The sequence below is a fragment of the Sphingomonas sp. DMC8 genome, assembly GCF_056314185.1.
Genome location: NZ_JBQUYV010000003.1, coordinates 180,568 through 203,760, shown reverse-complemented (window position 1 = coordinate 203,760; position 23,193 = coordinate 180,568). Strand labels below are relative to the sequence as shown.

The 23,193-nt window shown below is 65.3% G+C and carries 19 protein-coding genes; 13 read left to right on the top strand and 6 right to left on the bottom strand.

Annotated elements, in window-relative coordinates:
• Window positions 1-19: 19 nt before the first annotated feature.
• Both ACT53K_RS08595 and ACT53K_RS08590 read right to left on the bottom strand, forming a co-directional pair.
• Window positions 20-1,087, bottom strand: coding sequence for an ATP-binding protein (locus ACT53K_RS08595; RefSeq protein WP_476228181.1), 1,068 nt, complete (start codon window positions 1,085-1,087; stop codon window positions 20-22).
• The gene (locus tag ACT53K_RS08590) at window positions 1,072-1,749 is read right to left on the bottom strand and encodes a response regulator (RefSeq protein WP_476228180.1); all 678 of its coding nucleotides are present in this window, start codon (window positions 1,747-1,749) and stop codon (window positions 1,072-1,074) included. Before ACT53K_RS08590 ends, ACT53K_RS08595 begins: the two co-directional genes overlap by 16 nt.
• 218 nt (window positions 1,750-1,967) lie before the next feature.
• Here ACT53K_RS08590 and ACT53K_RS08585 point away from each other — a divergent pair, with 218 nt between their 5' ends.
• Genes ACT53K_RS08585 through ACT53K_RS08575 form a run of 3 tightly spaced genes read left to right on the top strand, consistent with a single transcriptional unit; the run spans window position 1,968 to window position 7,541 of the window.
• Window positions 1,968-3,005 (top strand): efflux RND transporter periplasmic adaptor subunit, encoded by a 1,038-nt coding sequence (locus tag ACT53K_RS08585; protein WP_476228179.1) that lies wholly within the window; start codon window positions 1,968-1,970, stop codon window positions 3,003-3,005.
• 10 nt (window positions 3,006-3,015) lie between these two features.
• A complete protein-coding gene (locus tag ACT53K_RS08580) occupies window positions 3,016-6,126 on the top strand; it encodes a multidrug efflux RND transporter permease subunit (RefSeq protein WP_476228178.1) in 3,111 nt (1,036 codons plus the stop codon).
• Entirely contained in the window at window positions 6,123-7,541 is a 1,419-nt protein-coding gene (locus ACT53K_RS08575; protein WP_476228177.1) for an efflux transporter outer membrane subunit, read from the top strand. Before ACT53K_RS08580 ends, ACT53K_RS08575 begins: the two co-directional genes overlap by 4 nt.
• Before the next feature lie 66 nt (window positions 7,542-7,607).
• On the opposite strand, the gene ACT53K_RS08570 is transcribed toward ACT53K_RS08575, so the two are convergent.
• The 3 genes from ACT53K_RS08570 to ACT53K_RS08560 form a co-directional block, all read right to left on the bottom strand.
• Entirely contained in the window at window positions 7,608-8,513 is a 906-nt protein-coding gene (locus ACT53K_RS08570; RefSeq protein ID WP_476228176.1) for a LysR family transcriptional regulator, read from the bottom strand.
• 152 nt (window positions 8,514-8,665) lie between these two features.
• Window positions 8,666-9,721, bottom strand: coding sequence for a sugar phosphate isomerase/epimerase family protein (locus ACT53K_RS08565; RefSeq protein ID WP_476228175.1), 1,056 nt, complete (start codon window positions 9,719-9,721; stop codon window positions 8,666-8,668).
• A complete protein-coding gene (locus ACT53K_RS08560) occupies window positions 9,718-10,857 on the bottom strand; it encodes a Gfo/Idh/MocA family protein (protein ID WP_476228174.1) in 1,140 nt (379 codons plus the stop codon). The genes ACT53K_RS08565 and ACT53K_RS08560 overlap by 4 nt, the downstream gene beginning before the upstream one ends.
• A 463-nt stretch (window positions 10,858-11,320) precedes the next feature.
• On the opposite strand from ACT53K_RS08560, the gene ACT53K_RS08555 reads away from it, so the two are divergent.
• Genes ACT53K_RS08555 through ACT53K_RS08525 form a run of 7 tightly spaced genes read left to right on the top strand, consistent with a single transcriptional unit; the run spans window position 11,321 to window position 17,699 of the window.
• Window positions 11,321-12,337 carry a sugar phosphate isomerase/epimerase family protein gene (locus tag ACT53K_RS08555; protein ID WP_476228173.1) on the top strand — a complete coding sequence of 339 codons (1,017 nt, stop codon included), beginning with the start codon at window positions 11,321-11,323 and terminating at the stop codon, window positions 12,335-12,337.
• Window positions 12,337-12,750, top strand: a complete 414-nt coding sequence (locus ACT53K_RS08550) for a C-glycoside deglycosidase beta subunit domain-containing protein (RefSeq protein ID WP_476228172.1) — start codon at window positions 12,337-12,339, stop codon at window positions 12,748-12,750. The genes ACT53K_RS08555 and ACT53K_RS08550 overlap by 1 nt, the downstream gene beginning before the upstream one ends.
• The gene (locus ACT53K_RS08545) at window positions 12,737-13,852 is read left to right on the top strand and encodes an FAD-dependent oxidoreductase (RefSeq protein WP_476228171.1); all 1,116 of its coding nucleotides are present in this window, start codon (window positions 12,737-12,739) and stop codon (window positions 13,850-13,852) included. Before ACT53K_RS08550 ends, ACT53K_RS08545 begins: the two co-directional genes overlap by 14 nt.
• Before the next feature lie 10 nt (window positions 13,853-13,862).
• Window positions 13,863-14,765 (top strand): VOC family protein, encoded by a 903-nt coding sequence (locus tag ACT53K_RS08540; protein ID WP_476228170.1) that lies wholly within the window; start codon window positions 13,863-13,865, stop codon window positions 14,763-14,765.
• Window positions 14,766-14,768: 3 nt separating this feature from the next.
• The gene (locus ACT53K_RS08535) at window positions 14,769-15,926 is read left to right on the top strand and encodes an alpha/beta hydrolase family protein (RefSeq protein ID WP_476228169.1); all 1,158 of its coding nucleotides are present in this window, start codon (window positions 14,769-14,771) and stop codon (window positions 15,924-15,926) included.
• Between the two features lie 17 nt (window positions 15,927-15,943).
• Entirely contained in the window at window positions 15,944-16,723 is a 780-nt protein-coding gene (locus tag ACT53K_RS08530) for a cyclase family protein (RefSeq protein WP_476228168.1), read from the top strand.
• Window positions 16,724-16,727: 4 nt separating this feature from the next.
• Window positions 16,728-17,699, top strand: coding sequence for a fumarylacetoacetate hydrolase family protein (locus tag ACT53K_RS08525; RefSeq protein WP_476228167.1), 972 nt, complete (start codon window positions 16,728-16,730; stop codon window positions 17,697-17,699).
• A 212-nt stretch (window positions 17,700-17,911) separates the two neighbouring features.
• Here the strand turns inward: ACT53K_RS08525 and ACT53K_RS08520 are convergent, their stop codons facing one another.
• A complete protein-coding gene (locus tag ACT53K_RS08520) occupies window positions 17,912-18,586 on the bottom strand; it encodes a TetR/AcrR family transcriptional regulator (RefSeq protein ID WP_476228166.1) in 675 nt (224 codons plus the stop codon).
• An 87-nt stretch (window positions 18,587-18,673) separates the two neighbouring features.
• On the opposite strand from ACT53K_RS08520, the gene ACT53K_RS08515 reads away from it, so the two are divergent.
• Genes ACT53K_RS08515 through ACT53K_RS08505 form a run of 3 tightly spaced genes read left to right on the top strand, consistent with a single transcriptional unit; the run spans window position 18,674 to window position 22,736 of the window.
• Entirely contained in the window at window positions 18,674-19,777 is a 1,104-nt protein-coding gene (locus ACT53K_RS08515; protein WP_476228165.1) for an LLM class flavin-dependent oxidoreductase, read from the top strand.
• Window positions 19,778-19,780: 3 nt separating this feature from the next.
• Complete coding sequence (locus ACT53K_RS08510) at window positions 19,781-20,347, top strand: NADPH-dependent FMN reductase (RefSeq protein WP_476228164.1); 567 nt, start codon at window positions 19,781-19,783, stop codon at window positions 20,345-20,347.
• A gap of 16 nt (window positions 20,348-20,363) precedes the next feature.
• Window positions 20,364-22,736, top strand: a complete 2,373-nt coding sequence (locus ACT53K_RS08505; protein WP_476228163.1) for a glycoside hydrolase family 3 protein — start codon at window positions 20,364-20,366, stop codon at window positions 22,734-22,736.
• Window positions 22,737-23,193 lie beyond the last annotated feature (457 nt).

Below are 23,193 nucleotides of genomic sequence, written 5' to 3'. Positions count from 1 at the left end.
TCGACCTGATGTCTGTTTTCTAACGTTCGGAACGTGGTAACATTATCCCGAAAACGGAGCGGTTGCGATCGCGCGCGTAGGTCGCATCGCCGCAATGCGCGCGCGCGATAGCGCGTACGACTGCCAGACCCAGTCCCGTGCCCCCATGTGCGCGCGTGTCCCGGGCGAATGGATCAAAGGCGCGCCCTTGGAAATCCGCACGAAGTCCAGGGCCTTCGTCGATGACGCGGATGGCGGCAAATGTCTGGCTGAACGCAAGTTCAATCCGGAGCACACAGGGGTCTGCATGGCGCCGGGCGTTGTCGACGAGTGCGATCACGGCCTGGCGAAGGCGGGCCGGATCGGCCCGCACCGATCCAGGCAGCAGGTCCAGCGCCAGGTTGAAACCTGCGGGCGTCAGCATCGACGACAGGCTAGGGGCCAGCGCCTGCAGTTCGCCTGCAAGATCGACGTCCGTCAGCATCAGCTCTAGGCGGCCGCTTTCTGCCAGGCTGACGCTGCGCAAATCCTCGACGAGCCTGGTCAGACCGTCGACTTGCAGCAGCAGCCCACCGATCAGTTGCGCATCGAGGGGAAAGACACCGTCTTGCACGCCTTGCAGCCGCCCGCGCAGGATTGTCAGCGGGGTGCGCAGTTCATGGGCGATCTGGGCGTTCCATACCGACACGTCGTCCGACATGCCCTGCAGCCGCGCGGCCATGGAGTTGAAGTCGGCGATCAACGTTGCTGTCTCGCCATGCGCTTCGGGTATCGGGTCGATCCGGGTCGCGAGGTCGCCTCCGGCGATCCGCCCTGCCGCGTCGCCGAGGACGCGCAGTGGACGAACGATGCGTCGCGAAACCCAAAGTGCAATCGCCAGCGCGAGTAGCGCGCCGAACAGGCAGCCGGTGAGCGTTATAGCCAGATCGAGGCCCGTGAAGGCATTAACGCCGGGGGGCAGCGGCGTTAGGATATGCAGTCGCTCGAGCGCGGCGTAGACGATGTAGAAAATGGCCGAGGTGGCGACGATCGCCATGCTGGCCAGCACCGCCATCGCCAGCGCGAGCTGTCGTGCCAGGCTGATCCGTTTTTTCATCCCCGCGACCATAGCCGGTAGCCGACGCCGCGGACGCCCTCCGGCATGTCGGGTGCACCCGCTTGTTCCAGCTTGCGGCGAAGCTTGCTGATATGGCTGTCGACGGTGCGATCGAGCGCATCCGATCCGGGCAGGCAGGCATCAAGGAGTTCGCCTCGGCTGAACACCCGGGCAGGCGTGCGCGCCATATGGGTCAGCAGCCGAAATTCGGTGAGCGTCAGCGCCACATCACCGTGAAGGGTGCGAACGATGTGCGCGATCGTGTCGATTTCGACCGGGCCGACCCGCAGCACGCCGCCCGCGGCGCCTGGCCCCGCACGGCGCAGCACGGCCTTCACCCGCGCCACGACTTCCACCGGATTGAACGGTTTGACGACATAGTCGTCGGCGCCGATGCGCAGCGCCTGTAGCTTGTCGATATCCTGATCGAGCGCGGTGAGGACCAGAACCGGCGTGCTGCCGCGCCGCCGCAACTCGGCCAGCACTTCCCACCCATCGACCAGCGGCATCGAGATGTCGAGCAGCACGACGTCGGGCTTGAGCGCCAGATGCAAGTCGAGCGCGGTGCGGCCATCACCCGCCTGGACGGTGCGAAATCCCTCGCGCTCGAGATAGGCACGAAGGATGTCAGCGATGTCGCGGTCGTCCTCGGCGATCAGCGCGAGCGAGTTCATTGGATCAGCACTCCAACATGCATCCCCAGTCCTCTAACCGTGAACCCTGAACTGCCGCCAGTGCAACTCCACATAATCTCCACACAATCTCGACCTAGGTGCAACCGAAGGCGCGGATAGGCGCTGCCATGATACGCCGAACATTTTTCCGGGCCCTGCCGCCGGTTCTCCCCGCCATGCTGGCAACAGCTTTCGTGCTGGGCGGGTGCTCCAGTGAAATGGATTCTGAGCCACCGGCCCATACGGTTGAAGTACTGACGGTACGTGTTGCCCCGCGCGCGGTCATCGCGACCGACGAACTGCCCGGACGGGTGGTGGCGTTCCGCACAGCCGAGATTCGGCCGCAGGTCGGCGGCATTCTCCAGCGCCGGCTGTTCGATCAGGGAGCTGAAGTCCGCGCGGGTCAGCTTCTGTTCGAGATAAGCCCGGCGCCCTTCCATGCCGATGCCGATCTTGCCCGCGCGAGCTTGCAAAAAGCGGCCGCTGCCTATGCACGCGCTCGAACGCAGGCCGATCGGCTGAAGCCGCTGATGGCGGCCGACGCGATCAGCCGCCAGAGCTATGACGATGCCGTCGCCGCGCGCGATCAGGCGGCGGCCGAGCTTGCCGAGGCGCGCGCGACGCTGCGCCGTCGCCGGATCGACCTTGGCTTCGCCCGCGTCACGTCGCCGATCTCCGGCCGGATCGGCGCCGCGAACCTGACCGAAGGTGCGCTGGTTACGGCGGCGGACACCAGCGCGCTCGCCACCGTGCAGCAGATTGAGAAGGTGTATGTCGACATCCGCCAGCCGGCGGAGCGATATGCTGCCCTCCGGGCTGCGGGGGCAGCCGTGGGGCCGGTTGAGATCGTTTCCGCGTCTGGCGTGGTGCATCCGGCCAAGGGGCGCATTCTTTTCTCGGGTGTAGCAGTCGATCCCGGCACCGGCGATGCACTGGTCCGCGTTGAAGTTGCCAATCCAGGCGAGCGGCTTTTGCCAGGCATGTTCGTCCGCGCGCGTTTGCCGCGTGCGCCCATGCCTGCGGCTCTTGCCGTGCCGCAACAGGCCGTCACGCGCGCCGATGATGGCGCCGCCCGGCTGGCAGTGGTCGACTCCCAGAACCGGGTGCAATTCCGCCACGTCCAGTTGGGGCCGCTCGTGGACGGCCGCTATGTCGTCCTCTCCGGCCTTCGCGCCGGCGAGGTGGTGGTCGTAGTGGGGCAGGACCGCGTGCAGCCGAACACCCGTGTCCGGCAGCTTCGCTGGCGCGACCGCTAAGGGGCCCGCCATGCCGCAGTTCTTCATCGATCGTCCAGTCTTCGCCTGGGTCATTGCCATCGCCATCGTGTTGATGGGCGCGCTCGCCATTCCGCAGATGCCGGTCGCGCGCTTCCCCAATGTCGCACCACCCACTGTCAGCATTTATGCCAGCTATCCGGGCGCCACGCCGCAGACACTCAACGACAGTGTCGTGTCGTTGATCCAGCGCGAGCTTTCGAGCGTGAAGAACCTGCTTTACTTCGAGAGTTCGGCCGACACTTCCGGTTCCGCCACCGTCACCGCAACCTTCCGTCGCGGCACGAATCCGGAAATGGCGCAGGTCGACGTGCAGAACCGCCTCAAGGCAATCGAGGCTCGCTTGCCACAGGTGGTGCGTCAGACCGGTGTAACCGTAGAATCGGCATCTTCCGGCTTTCTGATGATCGTCAGCCTGCTTTCGGACGCGCAGCAGAACGAAGTGGCGCTATCCGATTATATGACGCGCAACATCGTCGATGAACTGAAGCGCGTGCCCGGCGTCGGCCGGGTCCAGAATTTCTCGACCGAGCGCGCCATGCGGATTTGGATCGACCCGGCAAAGCTTGCCGGTTTCGGTCTCACCGCGAGCGACGTAACGAGCGCCATCGCCGAGCAGAACGTACAGATCGCCCCCGGTGCGCTGGGGGCGGAGCCGACCGCTGCTGGGCAGCGCGTGCTGGTGCCGCTGACCGCGGACGGTCAGCTCAAGACGGTCGAAGATTTCGCCGGCGTGATCCTGAAGGCGAACACCGACGGATCGAGCGTAACACTCGACAAGGTCGCACGGATCGAGCTCGGTCGACAGAGCTTCGGCAATGCCACCCGCGAGAACGGCAAGGTCGCCGCCTCCGCCGCTATTCAGCTGAGCCCCGGAGCCAATGCCGTTGCAGTATCGCAGGGCGTGCGAGCGCGCATGGCCGAACTGGCGCGGGCTTTGCCAAACGGCATGAGCTGGTCGGTACCAGTCGACTCTGCTCCGTTCGTCCGCATTTCGATCGAGAAGGTGCTACACACGCTGGCCGAGGCGATGCTGCTCGTCTTCCTGGTGATGTACCTGTTCCTCCAGAAGATCCGCTACACGCTGATCCCGGCGATCGTCGCGCCTATCGCGCTGCTTGGTACGATCGCAGTCATGCTGGCGACCGGCTATTCGATCAACGTGCTGACCATGTTCGGCATGGTGTTGGCCATCGGCATCATCGTCGACGACGCGATTGTCGTTGTCGAGAATGTCGAGCGGCTGATGCACGAAGAAGGGCTGGCCCCCCGCGAGGCAACCCGCAAGGCGATGCGTGAGATCACGCCTGCGGTGATCGGCATCACCCTGGTTCTCTCGGCCGTATTCATTCCCATGGCGTTCGCCGCGGGCTCGGTCGGTACCATCTATCGCCAGTTCTCGATGGCGATGGCGGTCTCCATCCTGTTCTCCGCATTTTTGGCGCTCACGCTTACGCCCGCGCTTTGCGCCACGCTGCTCAAGCCGTTGGACAAGGAACCGCGCAAGAACCGCTTTTTTGCCTGGTTTGATCGGCAGTTCGATCGTGCGACGGCGCGCTACCAGGGCTGGGTTCGCGCGCTGCTGAAACGAAGCATGCGGATGATGCTGGTTTTCGCCGCGATTCTCGGTCTGCTCGGGGGCGCCTTCAACCAGCTGCCGTCCTCGTTTCTGCCGGAAGAAGATCAGGGTTATTTCATGACCAGCTTTCAGCTTCCCGCCGACGCCACGGCCAGCCGCACACAGGAAGCCGTAGAGGCGTTCGAACGACATATCGCCGGCCGGCCGGGCATTGAGCGGACGGAGGCGATCCTCGGCTTCGGCTTTTCGGGCTCCGGCCCCAACGCGGCGATGATTTATACCATGCTCAAGGATTGGGGCGCACGCGGCGGTACCGATGTGCGCAAGGAAGCCGCCGCCGCCGATGCAGCGATGCAGAAAGCGGTGCACGAAGGCCGGGTGATGAGCATGTTGCCGCCGGCGATCGATGAGCTGGGCACGTCTTCGGGTTTCGCCCTGCGGCTGGAGGATCGCGCGGGCAAGGGGCGCGACGCGCTGTTCGCCGCTCGCGATGCGCTGATCGCCACCGCTGCACGCAGTTCCAAGCTTGCGGGTGTGTATGCAGAGGGGCTTCCCGCCGGCACCAGCGTGCGGCTGGACGTGGACCGTGCCAAGGCTCGCGCACTCGGCGTATCGTTTAGCGCGGTGAGTGACATGATCGGTACCGCGCTCGGCAGCAGCTATGTCAACGATTTCCCGAACAAGGGCCGGCTTCAGCAGGTGATCGTTCAGGCTGACGCGAAGGACCGGATGAACCTCGATGATGTGCTGCGGCTGCGGGTGCGCGGTGCCGAGGGGAAAACGGTGGCGCTCGCTGAACTGGTGACGCCGGTCTGGAGCACCAGTCCGCTGCAGCTTTCGACCTATAACGGCTATCCTTCGGTCAGCATTACCGGCACGGCAGCGGCGGGCACATCGAGCGGCGAGGCGATGCGCGAGATGGAGCGTCTGGCGGCACAGTTGCCGCCGGGCTTCGCGATCGAGTGGACCGGCCAGTCCCGACAAGAGCGTGACGCGGGTGCCCAGACGCCGATGCTGCTTGTCCTGTCGATGCTGGTCGTCTTCCTCGTCCTGGCCGCCCTGTATGAGAGCTGGTCGATCCCGGTTGCGGTGATGCTGGTGGTGCCGCTGGGACTGATCGGCGCCGTTTCCGCCGTGGCGCTGCGCGGACTGACCAACGACATCTTCTTCAAGGTCGGGCTCATTACGATCATCGGGTTAAGCGCGAAGAATGCGATTCTGATCGTCGAATTCGCCAAACAGTATCGCGCGAACGGCAGTAGCTTGGTTGAGGCGGCGGTCGCGGCTGCTCGGGTACGGTTGCGACCGATCGTGATGACCAGCCTGGCCTTCACGCTCGGCGTACTGCCGCTCATGCTGGCAGTCGGGGCGAGCGCCGAAACGCAGCACGCGATCGGCACCGGCGTGTTCGGCGGGATGATCACCGGTACCATACTTGCCCTGTTGTTTGTGCCGGTGTTCTTCGTGGTGGTGGTGGGGCTAGCGGAAGGCTGGCAGACTCGCCGTACGGGGAAGGGGGCATGACGATGCGCCGACTTCCACTCGTGCTGCTGCTGGCAACCACCGCCTGTTCGATGACGCCCAAGCTCTCCCTGCCGGCGCCGCCGGTCGCCGACACCTATCCGGTCGCCGATGGAGGAGAGGGGATGCCGGAATGGCGCGGCATGTTCGGCGATCCTCGCCTGCAACGGCTGATCGCATTGTCGCTCGACGCCAATCGCGACCTGCGCATAGCGGTGCTGAATGCCGAGGCGACCTATGCGCAGTTGCGAGTGCAGCGGGCGCAGGCGCTTCCCGCGCTGAATGCCGAGGGGAGTTATACCCGTCAGCGCCAGCCTTCCTCAGTCGCTGGTGCGGGCGTCGGCCTGCAGCCCGGGGGTAGCGCCAGCGGGTTTGAGTTCGGCCAGTTTTCCACGCAATTAGCATTGACCAGCTTCGAGCTCGACCTGTTCGGTCGGGTGCGTGCGATGAACGAAGCGTCACTGCAACGCTGGCTGGCGTCGGTTGAAGCGCGGCGTGCGGCGCGGCTCGCGGTAATCGGGGCGGTGGCGGATGCCTATTGGAACGAGCGCTTGGCGGACGAGCAACTGGCGCTGACCCGCGCGACGCTGGATGACTGGCGAACCGCGCTCGAAATCACCCGCCAGCGGCGGACGGCAGGACAGGCGAGCGGCACCGATCTTGCCCAGGCGGAGGGCTCGGTCCGGCAGGCACAGGCCGATCTCGCGCAGCGCGAACGCGAGCGCGTGCAGGCGATGAACGCGCTGACGCTGGCAGTCGGCGCGCAGCTCCCGGGCGATCTGCCGCCCGCGATGCCGCTTCTTGATCAGCCGGTCCGCAGCGCACTCGCCGCTGGTGCACCGTCGGAGCTGCTTACCCGCCGTCCCGACATCGCCCAGGCGGAACACGAGCTGCGCGCCGCCAATGCGGATATCGGCGCGGCCCGAGCAGCCTTTTTCCCGCGCCTCTCGCTCACCGGCGCGTTCGGCTTTGCCAGTCTGGGTCTGGAGAGCCTGTTTCGCGGCGCGAACCGCAGCTGGTCCTATGCGCCGGCGATCAGCGTGCCGATCTTCCGCGGCGGCGAGTTGCGCGGCAATCTCGATCTTGCCCGGCTGCGCACCTCGACCGCGGTCGCGGGCTATGAGAAGGCGATCCAGATCGGCTTCCGCGAAGTCGCCGACGGGCTGGCTGCGCAAGCGACCTATACGGCGCAGCTCAGCGAACAGCAGGCCGCCGCCACCGAGGCCGAGCGCAGGCACACGCTGGCGGCAATGGCCTATCGCGCAGGGCAAACCAGTCGATTGGAACTGCTCGATGCGCAGCGTGCCGCATATGCCGCGCGGCAGGCCGTTTTGGCGGTGCGTCGTGAGCAGCTTGCAGCGGCAGCCGCACTGTATCGAGCACTAGGCGGGGATACGGGCCTCGAAAGGATCCCTTGAGTCGGCTTGGCTGCTGTCCGCCATCTGGAGCGGGTTTCGGCTGACGGTGTCGCGCAGACCGGCCGATCAGGCGAGCGCGGCCGGCTCGCGGAGTCGTTCGATCATCCAGCGCAGGCCTTCGTCGTTCTTGCGGCTGCTGTGATATTGGATCATTTCGCGCATCGGCTGAAACGGGAAAGGGATCGGCGCGGTGCGCAACGGGAAGGCGGTCAGCACACGCCGGGCGAGCCGTTCCTGCATCAGCGCCAGCCGCTGCGACCCGACCAGCAACCACGGAACGACCGTGAAGGAAGGGGCCTCCACCTCGATCCGGCGCTCTATTCCCAGTTGCCGGACCTGACGATCGGCGAAGGAATAGTCGCGTGGACCACCCAGCCGCACGGCGATGTGGCCGGCGCTGCTGAAATCTTCCAGCGTCAGCACATCGTCGAACAGGGGGTTTTCGGCCCAGCCGACCAGAACATAGCGCTCCTCGCACAGCAACTCGCTGGGGTGGTCGCTGAAAATGAATTGCTCGGGCGCAACGAACAGGTCGGCGCGGCCTTCGCGCAGTTCGATGCCGGCCTCGGACCCCGGCAGGGTGATCTCCAGCCGTATGCCGGGTGCCATCGTCGCTACGGTCTGCAGCGCGGGGGCGAGCACGGCGGTCATCACATAATCGGACAGGATCAGCCGGAAGCGCCGCTGGCTCGTCCCTGGATCGAACCGGCCGGAAGTGACCAGCATCGATTCCACCACATGGAGACATTCGCGCACCTGCGGCACCAGCGCCTCGGCATAGGCGGTGGGGTACATGCGCTTGCCTTGCGGGATGAGCAGCTCGTCGCCGAAAAATTGGCGCAGTCGCGTCAGTGCGGCGCTCATCGCAGGCTGGCTGAGGTTCATCTGGCGCGCGGCGGCCGAAACGCTGCGCGTTTCCAGCAGCACGTCGAACGCACCAAGCAGATTCAGATCGAGGCCCTTGAACCGCATGGCATTCCTCTTTGCAGGGTATTTTCGTCGTTTTGATCGATGCTATCGATAGATAGCTGTCCCTGCAAATCGCGGATCAGCCGCTCACGGCCTAAAGATGCTCTTTCCGGCCTCCCCGCGGATGGGGCCGCTGGCCGACGCCAAGCCGTCGTTCATTTACGCAACCCCAGGAGCTGGCGGTTGGCTTCGGCATCGACGCCGCTTGCCGCGAAATCGTCGAAGGCGCGTTCGGTGACGCGAATGATGTGGTCGCGGATGAAGGGCGCACCTTCGGCGGCACCCTGTTCAGGGTGTTTCAATGCGCATTCCCATTCGAGCACGGCCCAACCAGCAAAGTCATATTGGGCCATCTTCGAAAAGATCGCTCTGAAATCAACCTGACCATCTCCCAGCGAGCGGAAGCGGCCGGGACGGTCCTGCCAGCTCTGATAGCCGCCATAGACGCCGGATCGGCCATTCGGACGAAACTCAGCGTCCTTCACATGGAAGCATTTTACGCGTGAGTGATAATCGTCGAGAAATGCCAGATAATCGAGCTGCTGCAGCACGAAATGGCTGGGGTCGTAGAGAATGTTCGCCCGGGGATGCTGATCGATTGCGTCAAGGAAGCGCTCGAAGGTCACGCCATCGTGCAGATCCTCGCCCGGATGAAGTTCATACGCGCAATCGACGCCGGCGTCCTCGAACACGTCGAGGATGGGCCGCCAGCGGCGCGCCAGTTCGGCGAAAGCCTCTTCCACCAGGCCAGCCGGCCGTTGTGGCCAAGGGTAGACATAGGGCCAAGCGAGCGCACCGGAAAAGCTGGCATGCGCGCTGAGCCCAAGACGGGCGCTGGCGCGGGCGGCAAGCTTCACCTGCGCAATCGCCCATTCGGTTCGCGCAGCGGGGTTGCCTCGAACTTCGGGCGCAGCAAAGCCATCGAACAGCGCATCATAGGCAGGATGGACTGCGACGAGCTGGCCCTGAAGATGAGTCGAAAGTTCGGTGATCTCAACGCCGTGCGCGCGCACCCGACCAAGCAGGTCGTCGCAATAGGTACTGGAGGTGGCCGCCTGTTCCAGATCGATCAGCCGAGGGTCGCAGGGTAGCTGAATGCCCTTATAACCTAGCCCGCCGGCCCAGGCGGCCAGACTGTCCAGAGTGTTGAACGGAGCAGCCTCTCCGAGAAACTGGGCGAGGAAAATGGCCGGTCCCTTGATCGTCTTCATACGCAAGCCTCCGTCCCGTCGAGCGACACCCAGGCCATGCCTGCGCGGCTCGCTTCCACTGCACGCTCGACGAACAGCATCGAGCGAACGCCTTCCTCAATGTCGGGCAGTTCTGGTGCGGCGTCGCCGCGAAGGCACTTGGCGAAGTCGCGATACAGATTGGCAAATGCTTCAAGATACCCTTCCGGATGCCCCGCCGGCAGTCGGGTCGCCGCTGTCGCGGCAGGAAGCAGGCCGACGCCTCCCGCTGTCAGAATCTCGGTGCGGCCGGAAAGGTGATGGAGAAACAGTTGGTTGGGGGTTTCCTGGCGCCAGGCGATCGCCCCCTTGTCTCCATAGACGCGCAGGGACAGGCCGTTGGCCTCGCCAATCGCAACCTGCGACGCGAGCAGGGCGCCGCGCGCGCCACCGGCAAAACGCAGCAGCACGCTGCAATCATCGTCGAGCGCGCGCCCCGGTACGACTGCGGCAAGGTCGGCATTGATTGCCTCGACGCGCTGGCCGGTTACGAATTCCGCGAGGTGAAAGGCATGCACGCCGATGTCGCCGATGGCGCCGCCGACGCCGGACTTGCCGGCGTCCGTGCGCCATTCTGCCTGTTTGTTACCGGCGCGTTCGATCGGTGCAGCAAGCCATCCCTGAAGATACTCCACCAGCACCTTGCGCACCGTGCCGATGCCGCCCGAGGCGATCAATGCTCGCGCATGCCGCACCAGCGGATAGCCGCTATAGGTGTAACTCAGCGCATAGGGGCGCGACGTGTTTCGCACCGTGCCGGCCAGTTCCAGCGCCTGGGCGAGGGTCGCCGTCGCCGGTTTGTCGCTCATCACTGCGATACCCGCCTCCAGCGCTGCCTTGGCGATCGGCAGATGGGTGTCATTGGGCGTCGCGATTGTCAGGAAATCGATGCCGTCAGGCCTGGCGCACTCCTGCTCGATCATCTCCGACCAGCTTGCATAGCTGCGCTCAGGCGCGATGCCGTAATGGCGGCCCGCCTGGAAGGACCGTTCGGGCGCACGGCTGAAGGCCCCGGCAACAAGTTCGATCTGCCCATCCAGCGTTGCCGCAATGCGGTGGACCGGGCCGATGAAAGCGCCGAGCCCACCACCGACCATTCCCATCCGGAGGCGCCGCATCAGGCAATGCCTCTGTGAAGGTGCGTGTTTGAACGAGGCGGGTGGATCATGCCCTTGGTCTCTCCTTTGCCGGCCTCTTGCGGGCCCGGCTTCGTGATAGCCATTCGAGGAAATATTGGAAATTTATTATCCAGATTGATTTCCATCCAATTTGTAAATTATGGGTCCTTTGAAATCCATGCGGTCTATTTGAAACGATAGAAACAATCTATTTTTCATATCGCAGTTTATCGACGTAGATTTCTCCCAGAAGCGACAGGCCGTTTTGGGCGGCCCCAAGATCGCTCGATTGCGAGAGGAGTGTCGAAATGCAGCCAGCGATCCCGCGCCCACCGGCGCCGATAGACCTCTCTGCCAAAGGCGCTCGCGTCTCCATCCTATCCTTTGATGTCCGTCCTCGCGCCTGGGTTTTCACCATGGCGCAGGGCGTGGCCCTTTGTCGCCTGTAACTCACGGAGCCATCGTGTCGAAAATCCAGCGGGGCGTGAGCCTCTACAGCTACCAGGAAGAGATGTTCCTCGGCCAGATGACGGTCGAGGACGCGATCGCCCATGCGGTGTCGCTCGGCGCCAAGGGTATCGAAATCCTGCCCGAGCAGAACATGCCGACGTTCCCGAACATCGACGATGCGGAAGTCGTGCGCTGGCAGGAAATGCTTGCCCGCCACGGCGCGCATTTCACCTGCTACGACATGTTCCTTGATACCAAGCTGCGCAAGGGCGAACTGCTCTCGGACGACGAACAGGTCGCCAGCATCCGCCGCGACCTGGTGCTGTGCAACCGGCTCGGCATCAGGAACATGCGCGTGCTGGTGTTTGTGCGTCCCGATATCCTCGCGCGCTGCGTGCCGTACGCCGAGGAGCTGGACGTGCATATGGGGGTGGAGGTCCACGCGCCATGGCATCTGGAGCATGCCTGGATCCTGCGCACGATAGAGGTCGCGGATCGGCTGAACACCCGTCACCTCGGCATCCTGCCCGACATGGGCATCTTCATGAAGCACTTTTCGCCGGTCCATCGCGCGCGCTTCGAGCGTCAGGGCGCGCGGCCCGAGGTCGCCCAGTTCATCGTCGACCAGCACGAGGAAAAGGTGATGGCCGAATACACGATCTACGAAGTTGCGGTGAAGCGGGGGGGCAACAAGGCGGAAATTGCTATGGCCGAAACGCTGCGCCACTCGCCCTATGCCAATCCCAAGCGGCTGAAAGACTACGCCCCGTATTTCCGGCACATCCAGGCCAAGTTCTACGAGATGAACGAAGACTGCACCGATCCGGCGATCGCCTATGACGAGGTGATCCCGGAGCTGGTGAAGTGCGGCTGGGAGGGCACGCTTTCCAGCGAATATGAGGGCAATCGCTGGATCCAGGACGTGATGGAGGTGGACAGTCGCGAACAGGTCCGCCGCCAGCACGTGATGTTTGATCGCCTGATCGCCCAGGCCGAAGCCGCGCTCGGCGCCGAGAAGGAACCCGCCTGATGATGTTCGACAAGTATCTGATCGAAGCCGACAGCGTGCGTAACACCGGCCCGGCTGAAGCGCCGACCGGCTTCGCCTTCGAAGCCAAGCTCGGCTATTATCGCGGCCTGACCTTGTCGATGGTCGAGAAGCTCGACGTCGCGATCGACGGCAATCTGCTGCCACGCGAGGCGGTGCGGTTCGACGAGGGGCGGGGACCGCTAACCCTCGACGAAATGGAAACCGCCTATGACCGGCGCTGGGCGTTCGGCGCCAAGGCGACGATCCTGGTCGAGCGTCCCGGCGGCTTCCCGGCCGGCGAGCATGAGCTGTCGCTCACCGAGCAGCTGCGCATTTCTTATCTGCCCTTCCCCGCCGTCAACGGTGATACCAAGCGCGTGAAGCTGGCCGAGGCGGCCGATGCCGCCGCTTGATATCCTGATCGTCGGCGGCGGGATCGGCGGGCTTACCGCGGCGATTGCGCTGGCGCCGCAGGGCCACCGGCTCACGGTGATCGAGCGCGATCCGAAATGGTCTGTCTACGGCGTCGGTATCATCCAGCAGGCCAATGTGGTGCGCGCGGTGGCGCAGCTTGGGGTTCTGGACGAATATATCGCAGCCGGGGTCGGGTTTGACGCGGTCGAGATATTCGCGCCGGACGGTGCCAAGGTCGCGCGCGTGCCCTCGCCCAGACTGGCCGACGGCTTTCCCGCCAATGTCGGTATCGGTCGTCCGGCGCTGCACAAGGTACTGGGGGACCGCGTGCTCGCCGACGGCGCCGACGTTCGGCTGGGTATCACCGTCAAGACGATGGTCGATGACGGCGAGTGCGTCGCGGTGACTTTCTCCGACGGCACCAGTGGCATCTACGACATGGTGATCGGCGCCGACGGCGTCCATTCGCAAACGCGCGCCGCCATCCTGCCTGAGGCCGAGAAGCCCGAATATACCGGCCAGGCGGTTTGGCGGTACAATTTCCCGCGCCCGGCCGGCATGGACGCGCTCCAGGTCTATAACGGCCGCACGGGCCTGGGGCTGGTGCCGATCAGCGAAGACCTGATGTACATGTTCGTGACCACGCCGGAGCCGGGCAACCCCCGGTATCCACGCGAGGGCCTCGCCGCGACCATGCGCGCCAAGCTGGCCGACTGTGCGCCGGCAATCCGCGAGCTGGCCGAGCAGATCATCGACGATGACGGCATAGTCTATCGCCCGCTCGAAGGCATGCTAGTCACCGGGCCGTGGCACAAGGGCCGCATCGGCTTGCTGGGCGATGCGGTACACGCCACCACGCCGCATCTGGGGCAGGGCGCGGGCATGGCGATCGAAGACAGCCTCGTCCTCGCCGACGAGCTCGCCAAGGCCGACAGCGTGGAGGCCGCCTTCACCGCCTATCGCGCCCGCCGCTACGAGCGCTGCGCCTACATCGTCAACGCCAGCCTGGCGATCTGCATGGGGCAGCTCGGCAAGGGCCCGGCCATCGATAACCACAAGGCGACCGCCGAGATGTTCGCCGTCACCGCCCAGCCTATCTGAGGAAACCGAAATGAGCCGTGTTACTGAAATCCGCTATGTGGGCTACGGGGTGAAGGACCTCGAGGCCGAGCGCGCCTTTTATACCGAGCAATGGGGGCTTGAGCCGGTGCCGAGCGAGGACGGCATGGCCTGGTTCAAGACCCAGGGGCATGACGAACATCATGTCGTCCGCCTGCGCGCGGCCGACGAGAACCGTGTCGACGTGATTGCGCTTGCCGCCGACAGCCGCGCCGATGTCGATGCGCTCCACGCCAAGGTGAGCGAAGTCGGCTGCCGCACCGTCGGTGCGCCAGCCGACCTGACTAGCCCGGGTGGCGGCTATGGCTTCCGATTCTTCTCGCCCGACGGCCTGTTGTTCGAGGTGTCGAGCGACGTCGCGCGCAGCCCGAAGCGCGAGCTTGCGCGCTGGGAAGGTGTGCCGCTCAAGATCAGCCATATCGTGCTGCACTCGCCCGACCATCAGGCGGCGGTGAAGTTCTTCACTGACGTGCTGGGCTTCAAGGTGAGCGACTGGCTCGGCGACTTCATGTGCTTCCTGCGCTGCAACTCGGCGCATCACCGCATCGCGCTACTGCCCGGGCCGCCCTGCCTCAACCATGTCGCTTATGACATGCTGAGCGTGGACGACATGATGCGCGGCGCACACCGGCTGAAGCAGCACGGCACCGGCATCGGCTGGGGTCCCGGCCGCCATACCGCAGGTAACAACACCTTCAGCTATTTCGTGACGCCGAATGGCTTCGTCGCGGAGTACACTTCGGAGCTGGAGGAAGTCGATTTCGAGACTCACCAGCACAAGGTCCATGTGCCGGCACCGTTGGTGATGGACCAGTGGGGCATCGGCACCGGTGGCCCGCAGACGCTGCCGCATCCGGCGCCGAACCCCGGCCTATTCACGGCCGTGGAGGCCTGATCCATGGCGCTGTTCGAAGTCTTCCCCAATTATATCTGGAACCTCTCGGTCGCGATCGCGATGGAGAGCGGCGGGCAGATCGGCGAGATTGTCGACATGTGCCAGCCGATCAAGGATGCGGCGGCGAGCGGCGCGGATGCCGGCACGCCGCAGTTCATGGCGCAATGGGCGGCGATGGGCGACAAGCTGATCGACCTCGCCGCCGAGGACGAGGCGCGGGGCCGCGCCTTCTCCGCTGCGACCAAGCTGGAGCGCGCGGCGCTCTATCTGTTCACCGCCGAGCGGATGCAGGGTCATGGCCATCCTGGCCGCAAGGAGACCTATGCCAATGCACGCAGCGCCTTCGACAAGGCGACGGCGCTGGGCAAGATCAATCGCGAGCGGGTGGAAATTCCGCTCGAGAACGGTACCATGCCGGCGCTCTACACCCGCGCACCGGGCGACGGACCGAAGCCGGTCGTTGTCTATTGCAACGGCCTCGATAGCTGCAAGGAACTGCTCTACTGGTCGCGCCTGCCCGAGGCACTGGCCCGGCGCGGCGTCTCCACCCTCTGCGTCGACCAGCCCGGCTCGGGCGAGGCGCTGCGGCTGCAGAACTTGCCGGTCGATCCGCATTCGGAGCATTGGGCATCGAAAGCTGTTGATTGGCTGGAGCAGCAGGCGGATGTTGACCCCAAGCGGATCGGTATGACCGGCATTTCGCTTGGCGGCCATTTCGCGCCGCGAGCGGTGGCCTATGAACCCCGCTTCGCCTCGGGTGCCTGCTGGGGCGCCAACCACAATTGGGCCGAGGTGCAGCAAAAGCGCGTGAAGCGCGAGGGCGAAAACCCCGTGCCGCATTACTGGGCGCACGTCATGTGGGCGTTCGGCGCCAAGGACATGGACGACTTCTTCGCGCGCGCTGAGGCGATGAACCTCAACGGCCATATGGGCGGCGTGAAGGTGCCGTTCCTCGTTACCCACGGGGCGAACGACCGGCAGATCAGCGTTCAGTACGCGCATGACTGCTACGAGCAGCTGGTCAACAGCCCGAAGCGCGAGCTAAAGATCTTCACCGCGCGCGAAGGCGGGGTGGAGCATGTCGGCGCCGACAATATGGCGTACGGCCGCGACTATATCGCCGACTGGTTCGCCGAAACCCTCAGCGGCCACACGGCCTGATTTCCCGGAGACCTGCCATGGCCCGCCGCTTCATCGACCTGTCCATCACCCTCGAGAACGAGGTGATCACCGATCCGCCCTTCATGCGGCCCAAGATCACCTATCAGACGCACGCCGAAACGGTGGGCGAGCTAGGGCATTTCTTCCCCGGCGTCACCCAGGAGCAGACGCCCGACGGTGCCGGGTTTGCGGCCGCCGAATGGGTGACTCTCACCACGCATAACGGCACGCATCTCGACGCGCCGTGGCACTTCCATCCGACGATGGACGGCGGGAAACGTGCGATTACCATCGATGAGGTGCCGCTCGAATGGTGCTTCCAGCGCGGGGTGAAGCTCGATTTCCGCCATTTCCCCGACGGCTATGTCGTCACCGCGGCGGACGTCGAGGCGGAGCTGGCGCGGATCGGCCATGATCTCCAGCCGCTCGACATCGTGCTGGTCAACACCGCCGCCGGCGGCGCGGTGGGCAATCCCAACTTCGTCAATATCGGCTGCGGCATGGGCTATGAAGCGACCATGTACCTTACCGAGCGCGGCGTGCGGGTGACCGGCACCGACGCATGGAGCTGGGACGCGCCCTTCGCCTATACCGCGGAAAAGGTGAAGGAAACCGGCGATACCTCGCTGATCTGGGAAGGCCACAAGGCCGGCCGCGACATCGGCTATTGCCACCTGGAGAAGCTGCACAATCTGGAGGCGTTGCCGCCGCACGGCTTCACCGTCAGCTGCTTCCCGCACAAGATCAAGGGCGCCTCGGCCGGCTGGACGCGCGCCGTCGCGATCCTGGAGGACTGACGCGATGCGGCTCGCTACCCGCGCCAACGGCACGCCCGACGGCGAATTGATCGTCGTCTCGTCCGACAGCACCCGCTGCCTGTCGGCGGGGGGCGTCGCTCCAAACCTGCTGGCGGCGATCGAACGCTGGGACGCGGTCGCGCGCCCGCTCGCGGCGCTGGCCGAACGGCTGGCGGCGGGGCAGGGCGAAGCGATCGACCCCACCTTGCTGCGCGCACCGCTGCCGCGTTCCTGGCAATGGCTCGACGGTTCGGCCTTCGCCAATCACGGCGAGCTGATGCAGATCGCGTTCGGGCTCGACCCGATCGATAGCGACCGGCCCCTGATGTACCAGGGCATGTCCGATCGCTTCTACGGCCCCGGCGACCCGATCCCGTTTCCGGACGAGAGCCTGGGCATCGACTTCGAAGGCGAGTTCGGCGTGGTCGTCGATGCCGTGCCGATGGGCATATCCGCAGAAGCGGCAGCGCAGCACATCAAGCTGATCGTGCAGATCAACGACTGGTCGCTGCGCGCGGTCGCGCCGATCGAGATGAAGACCGGCTTCGGCTGGGTGCAGGCCAAGCCGGCGTGCAGCATGGCGCCGTTCGCGGTGACGCCGGCGGCGCTGGGGGACGGGTGGCAGGACGGCCGCGTCTGCATCGACCTGCTGGTCGAATGGAATGGCGAGCGCTTCGGCCGGGTCAACGGACGGGAGATGGCTTTTTCCTTCCCCGAACTGGTCGCCCACGCCGCCCGCACCCGTGATCTAGTCGCGGGGACGATCATCGGTTCGGGGACGGTTTCCAACCGCGACTATGCGACGCTGGGATCGGCCTGCATTTCGGAGCGCCGCGCCATCGAAATCATTGCGAAGGGCGCGCCGGAGACACCGTTCCTGAGCTTCGGTGACACGATCCGGATGGCCGGCATCGATGCGACCGGAGCGCAACCTTTCGGTGCGATCGAACAACGGGTGGCCCGAACGAGCTACTAGTTTCGACGAAGCGCGCCTTGCGCGGCAGGGATTTATACAAAGGTGCATGGGTGGCGACTCATCCCGCTTCCCTCCGTCAGCCCGGCGGAAGCCGGGATCCATTTGCCTCTCCTTCTCAGCAAGAGCCGATAGCGAGACCCCAATGGGCCCCGGCTTTCGCCGGGGTGACGCTTGGTGAAACAGCGATGGGTTCTTATCAACGCAACTAGGTATTAGTTATGCTCGCGCAGATAGGCGAGGCACATCGTGGCGAGCTCGCGCTTCAACAACTCCCAGTCGTAATTGCGTGCCGACTCCGCCGTTGAGCCGAGGCTCAGTTCGCGTGCGAGGGTCGCGAAGATGATGTGATAGGCCGAATTGGCCTTCAGCGCCGGGTCTCCGCCGATTTCGTCGACGAAGCGCAGCATCGCGCGTTGCGCACCCGCCGCAGAGCGATCGGCGACCTGTTTGCCCGGCGCCGAGATCAGCGGATCGAATGCGGCGCGGCGCATCGCCAGGCGCAGCAGGGGCGCATTGACGCGCAGCACCTCGGCATATTCCTCGACATAGCGCCGTACGAATACCCCGAGATTACCGGCATCGTCCGCCAGCCGTTCGAACATCGCCTCTTCGGACGAGACGATTTCCTCCAGCGCCTCGCAGATCACCGCGCGCACCAGATTGTCCTTCGACTCGAAGCGCAGATAGATCGAGCCGATCGAAACATTGCCGCGCTGGCTCACTTCGATCAGCGTGAATTCCTCGTCGCCACGCTCCAGCATCAGTGCGCGCGCGGCCGCGAACATGCGCTCATAGGAGGCCTTGCTGCGGCCCTGCTGCGGCACACGGCCCACCTGCTCCACGGCAAGGGGGGCACGCACTTTCTTCTTGGTCGACTGGGTTGACATTGCGTTCGCACAAACTCTATCAAAATAGGAACGTCAATTCTAATTGTCATGGGCGCGGAGTAATCGCCTGGACGGTGGGAGAGGGTAATGCGCTTCTCGGTTTTTCTGAATGCACGCTCGACGAGTCCTGAGCAGGATGGCCGGCTGATCACCGACCTTATCGACCATTCGGACCGGGCAGCCGCTGCCGGCTTCGAAGCGATTTTCATGCCGGACCATCACTTTAACGGCTATATGCCGGTGGCGAGCGACAGCTTCATCCTCGCCGGCTATCTCGCCGCCAAGCACCCCGATCTGCATTTCGGCTTCTCGGTGGTGTCGGTGCCGCTGCACCATCCGGTGCGCTTTGCCGAGCGGGTGAGCATTCTCGATCATTTGACCAAGGGCAAGCTGCTGGTCGGCGTCGGATCGGGCACCACGCCTGAGGAAATGATCGGCTTCGCGGTCAACTACAAGGATGCCGGCGCGATCGCCGAGAAGAACCTGGCGCTGGCCGAGGCGCTGTGGGCCAAACAGATGGACGATCCCGCGATCGAGATCGACAATGGGCCGCACCAGGGCCGCGTGCTCCAGCGGATCACGCCTTCGCCTTATGGCGAGAAGCACGCGCGGCTGATGCCGGTGGCGATGAAGGAATCGAGCGCGCGCCGGGCCGCGGTGAACGGCTGGCCGGCCTTTATCCCGGCCTTCACCCCGCCGCAGATCTACGGCACCGAGCCGTACACGCATGTGAAGAAGTATTTCGACACCTATAAGGGCATGCTGCTTGAGGCCGGGCATCCGGACGCGGTGGTGGCCGATGCGTTGAGCTGGAGCACGCACAGCTACCAGTGCGTCCATCTCGCCGAGACCGACGAGCAGGCGCGCGAGGAGCTGGAGATCATCCTGAAAGGCTATCAGGACGCGGTTGATCGTGAGAACGAGTTCAACCGCCGTGCCGAGACCGATGCGGCCAACAAGAAGACCGACATCAACATCAACGCGCTGGATGATGGCTGGATTGGCACCTGGTGCCTCTATGGCTCGCCCGAGACGGTGATCGAGCATCTGCGCCCCTATGCCGAACTCGGCATCGGCAACATCCTGTGCGGCACCACCACTGGTCCGCTGACAGAGCAGCGGCTGGCCTATGCCAACCAGACGCTCGACCTGATGTCGCGCAAGGTGATGCCCGCGTTCAAGGGGCGCTGAGCGATGGCGCGCAGGATCGTCGGCATCGGCGGCACCCTTCGTGCCAATTCGTCGAGCGAATTGCTGGCGCGTGCGGTGCTCGCCGAATGCGCGCGGCTGGGGGCGGAGACGCGGATGTTCGGCGGGCCTGCGCTCGCCGAATTGCCGCACTTCAACCCCGAGGAACCGACGCGCAGCCCGGCCCAGGCGGAGCTGGTCGCGGCGGTGCGCGCGGCCGATGCGCTGGTGATTACCACGCCCGGCTATCATGGCGGCGTTTCGGGCGTGGTGAAAAATGCGCTCGACCTGCTGGAGGACACGCGCGGCGATGCGCGGGTCTATTTCGACGGGATGCCGGTGGGGCTGATCGTCTCGGCCGCCGGTTGGCAGGCGGGCGGGGTGACGCTGGCGGCGCTGCGCGGCATCGTCCATGCGATGCGCGGCTGGCCGACGCCGGTAGGCATCGCGATCAATTCAATCGAGCAGAAGCCGTTCGGCCCCGATGGCACGATCGTCGATGCGGGTGTTGCCCAGATGGTGGCAGTGCAGGCGCAGCAGCTGATGGCGTTCGCGCTCGCCCCGATTGCCTAGAAAGAGGTACCAAAGGATGCGCGAACCCAGCTTCGAGGAGCGCTGTGCGCTAACCGCAGGCGCTGCGATGTGGCAGAGCGTCGCGGTGCCGGAGGCGGGCATTCCCGCCTTCACCATGGCCGATGGGCCGATGGGGGTGGCCAGCGGCAATGTCGACGAGCGGGACGTCTCGCTGCTGACGCCGTGCCCCACTTCGCTTGGCGCCAGCTGGGATCGCGAAACGGCCCGGGCGATGGGGCAGGTGGTCGGCAGTGACGCGGTGGCGCGCGGAGTGGATGCGCTGCTCGCGCCCAATCTCAACCTTGCCCGCAGCCCGCTCGCGGGGCGCGCCTTTGAATATTTCTCCGAAGACCCGCTGCTCGCCGGCGTGCTGGGCGTTGCCTGGATCGACGGGTTGCAATCGACCGGCACCGGATCGGTGGCCAAGCACCTCGTCTGCAACGACAGCGAGACGGCGCGCGACACGGTCGACGCACAGGTCGACGAGCGGACGCTCCGCGAAGTCTATCTGCTGCCGTTCGAACTGGCGGCGGCGGCCGGCTGCGCGGGGATGCTGGCGGCGTATAACAAGCTCAACGGTGCCTGGTGCTCCGAGCAGGCGCATGTCCTGACCGACATCGTAAAAGAAGAGTGGCGCTTCCCGTATCTCATCATGAGCGATTGGTTCGGCACCCATTCGACGGAAGGGACCATCGCTGCCGGGCTCGACCTGGAAATGCCGGGTCCGGCGCGGTTCATGGGGCCGAAGGTTGCCGCGGCGGTATCGTCGGGCGCCGTTTCCGCCGAGCGGGTTGCCGATGCAGCCGCGCGCGTCGCAGCGACGGCGAAGCGCGTGACCGGGGCGAAGGCCGAGCCGCTGCCTGCAAGCGCCGCCGCGGCGATGCTCGAGGACGCGGCGGCAGCGGGCTTCGTGCTGCTGCGCAACGAGGGCAACCTGCTGCCGCTGGCGCCGGGCAGCGTCCGCAGGATCGCAGTGATCGGGCCGAACGCCGCAGCGCCCTGTTATCAGGGCGGCACCTTCGCCAAGATCGCGGTGGCGCCCGACACGCCGACGCCGATCGAGGCGATCCGGGCCCGCTATGGCGATGCCTGCGAGATCGTCTATGAGCCCGGCGTCGATCCGCAGCCGCGGCTGCCCTCGATGCCGGTGCAGCCCGCGCGCGACCTGGGCGATGGCTGCACCAGCGGCATGACGCTCGACTATTTCCCCACCACCGATTGTTCGGGCGAGCCGCTGTCGAGCGAGACGCGGGCGACCAATTCGCTCGTCTGGTTCGTCGGGGTGCACAATCAGGGACGGTTCAACGAACCCGGCTCGATCCGCGCGAGCGGCCGTTTTACGCCGGTCAGCGACGGCGTGCACCGCTTCTATCTGGGCGGCACCGGCGTTGCGCGGATGCTGGTCGATGGCCGCGAGGTGCTGCGCGCCGGCCGTGAACTGGCAGCGGGCGACGTGATGGGCGTGCTCAAGGCCGGCGACGCGGATTCGGCCGAGGTCATGCTGGAGGCGGGGCGTGAGGTGCTGGTGACGGTGGAGTTCCACTATGTCGCCGCGCGCGTGCAGGGTCTGTGGTACGGCATCCGCACGCCCGACAGCCCGGAGGCGATGCTCGCCCGTGCCGTCGAGGCGGCACGGTCGGCCGATGCGGTGTTCCTGGTGATCGGCGAAACCTCCGATTCCAGCGTCGAGAGCAAGGATCGGCCCGATACGAGGCTCGCCCCCGAGCAGCTTCGGCTTATCGAGGCGGTGTGCGCCGCCAATCCGCGCACCGCGGCAATCGTGAATGTCGGCCACGCCTTCGACGCCGAATGGGGCGAGCAGGCGGCGGCGCTGCTGGTTGCCTGGTATCCGGGGCAGGGCTTTGCCCCCGCGCTGGCCAGCGTACTTGCCGGCGAGCGCGAGCCGGGTGGGCGGATGCCGGTGTCGATCGCCCGCGCCGAGGCCGATTATTGCGGCTACACCGTCACGCCTGCAGCCGACGGCAGGCTCGCCTATGCGGAAGGAACCACGCTCGGCTATCGCGGGCTGATCGCCAACGGTACGCCGGCGCGGCACGCGCTGGGCAGCGGTTTCGGCTATGCGCGGTTCGACTGGGCTGATGCGGCGGCTGCGGACGACGCGGTGACGGTCACCATCACCAACATTTCGGATCGCGCCGGCGCCGAGGTGGTGCAGGTCTATCGCGACGCGCCGGAATGCGCACTGGTCGGCTTCGCCAAGCTGCGGCTGGCTCCGGGCGAGCGGCGGGCAGTGACCGTGCCGATCGAGCCCCGCACGCTGCGCATCTGGCAGGAGGGGGAAGGGTGGCAGGCGCTACGTGGCGCAATCCCGCTCCGCGTGGCGCGTTCGGCGGAAGATCTGGGTATGGCGGTGACGCTGCACCGCTGAGGCGCTCCTGCACGCCATTTTCGCACCGAAGGCCGGGGGCATCCCGGGCTTGCGAAGTTTAGGAAGTTTAGGCTTGCGCGCGGTTTTCCGGCTTGCGTGCCGGGCTGCCGACGGCGTGCTAAGTTTAGGAAGTTTACGCTCAGGCGCGATTGCGCGCGTGTCGAAGGACCGCGCGCGATGCGAGAAATTGACCCGTTCAAAGAGCAGCCCTCGGTTTCACCGGGGATCGAAACATATAGGGAACATGGCGGCGGCCGCAAGGATGCGTCGCACGCCCGTGCAACGTGGACCGTCAGGGCGTTTACCGCGGCGCGCGGCAATGCGGCGCTTGCGCAGCGGACCAGTATGGTCATACGGCGACATGCCGACCGTCGTATAGGTATCTGCGCAGGTGGAGCGTCCGATAAGGGGCGTCGAAGATGCCAGGGGAGGAGGCGGGCGGGGCTTGCCGGGACCG

Excerpts from the sequence above, each read along its gene's own strand:
- ACT53K_RS08545 (WP_476228171.1), top strand. The coding sequence starts at position 12,737 with ATGCCGCCGCTTGATATCCTGATCGTCGGCGGCGGGATCGGCGGGCTT.
- ACT53K_RS08535 (WP_476228169.1), top strand. The coding sequence starts at position 14,769 with ATGGCGCTGTTCGAAGTCTTCCCCAATTATATCTGGAACCTCTCGGTC.
- ACT53K_RS08540 (WP_476228170.1), top strand. The coding sequence starts at position 13,863 with ATGAGCCGTGTTACTGAAATCCGCTATGTGGGCTACGGGGTGAAGGAC.
- ACT53K_RS08570 (WP_476228176.1), bottom strand. The coding sequence starts at position 8,513 with ATGCGGTTCAAGGGCCTCGATCTGAATCTGCTTGGTGCGTTCGACGTG.
- ACT53K_RS08560 (WP_476228174.1), bottom strand. The coding sequence starts at position 10,857 with ATGCGGCGCCTCCGGATGGGAATGGTCGGTGGTGGGCTCGGCGCTTTC.
- ACT53K_RS08510 (WP_476228164.1), top strand. The coding sequence starts at position 19,781 with ATGGCGCGCAGGATCGTCGGCATCGGCGGCACCCTTCGTGCCAATTCG.
- ACT53K_RS08585 (WP_476228179.1), top strand. The coding sequence starts at position 1,968 with ATGGATTCTGAGCCACCGGCCCATACGGTTGAAGTACTGACGGTACGT.
- ACT53K_RS08515 (WP_476228165.1), top strand. The coding sequence starts at position 18,674 with ATGCGCTTCTCGGTTTTTCTGAATGCACGCTCGACGAGTCCTGAGCAG.
- ACT53K_RS08590 (WP_476228180.1), bottom strand. The coding sequence starts at position 1,749 with ATGAACTCGCTCGCGCTGATCGCCGAGGACGACCGCGACATCGCTGAC.
- ACT53K_RS08525 (WP_476228167.1), top strand. The coding sequence starts at position 16,728 with ATGCGGCTCGCTACCCGCGCCAACGGCACGCCCGACGGCGAATTGATC.
- ACT53K_RS08595 (WP_476228181.1), bottom strand. The coding sequence starts at position 1,087 with ATGGTCGCGGGGATGAAAAAACGGATCAGCCTGGCACGACAGCTCGCG.
- ACT53K_RS08580 (WP_476228178.1), top strand. The coding sequence starts at position 3,016 with ATGCCGCAGTTCTTCATCGATCGTCCAGTCTTCGCCTGGGTCATTGCC.
- ACT53K_RS08505 (WP_476228163.1), top strand. The coding sequence starts at position 20,364 with ATGCGCGAACCCAGCTTCGAGGAGCGCTGTGCGCTAACCGCAGGCGCT.
- ACT53K_RS08520 (WP_476228166.1), bottom strand. The coding sequence starts at position 18,586 with ATGTCAACCCAGTCGACCAAGAAGAAAGTGCGTGCCCCCCTTGCCGTG.
- ACT53K_RS08565 (WP_476228175.1), bottom strand. The coding sequence starts at position 9,721 with ATGAAGACGATCAAGGGACCGGCCATTTTCCTCGCCCAGTTTCTCGGA.
- ACT53K_RS08575 (WP_476228177.1), top strand. The coding sequence starts at position 6,123 with ATGACGATGCGCCGACTTCCACTCGTGCTGCTGCTGGCAACCACCGCC.
- ACT53K_RS08550 (WP_476228172.1), top strand. The coding sequence starts at position 12,337 with ATGATGTTCGACAAGTATCTGATCGAAGCCGACAGCGTGCGTAACACC.
- ACT53K_RS08530 (WP_476228168.1), top strand. The coding sequence starts at position 15,944 with ATGGCCCGCCGCTTCATCGACCTGTCCATCACCCTCGAGAACGAGGTG.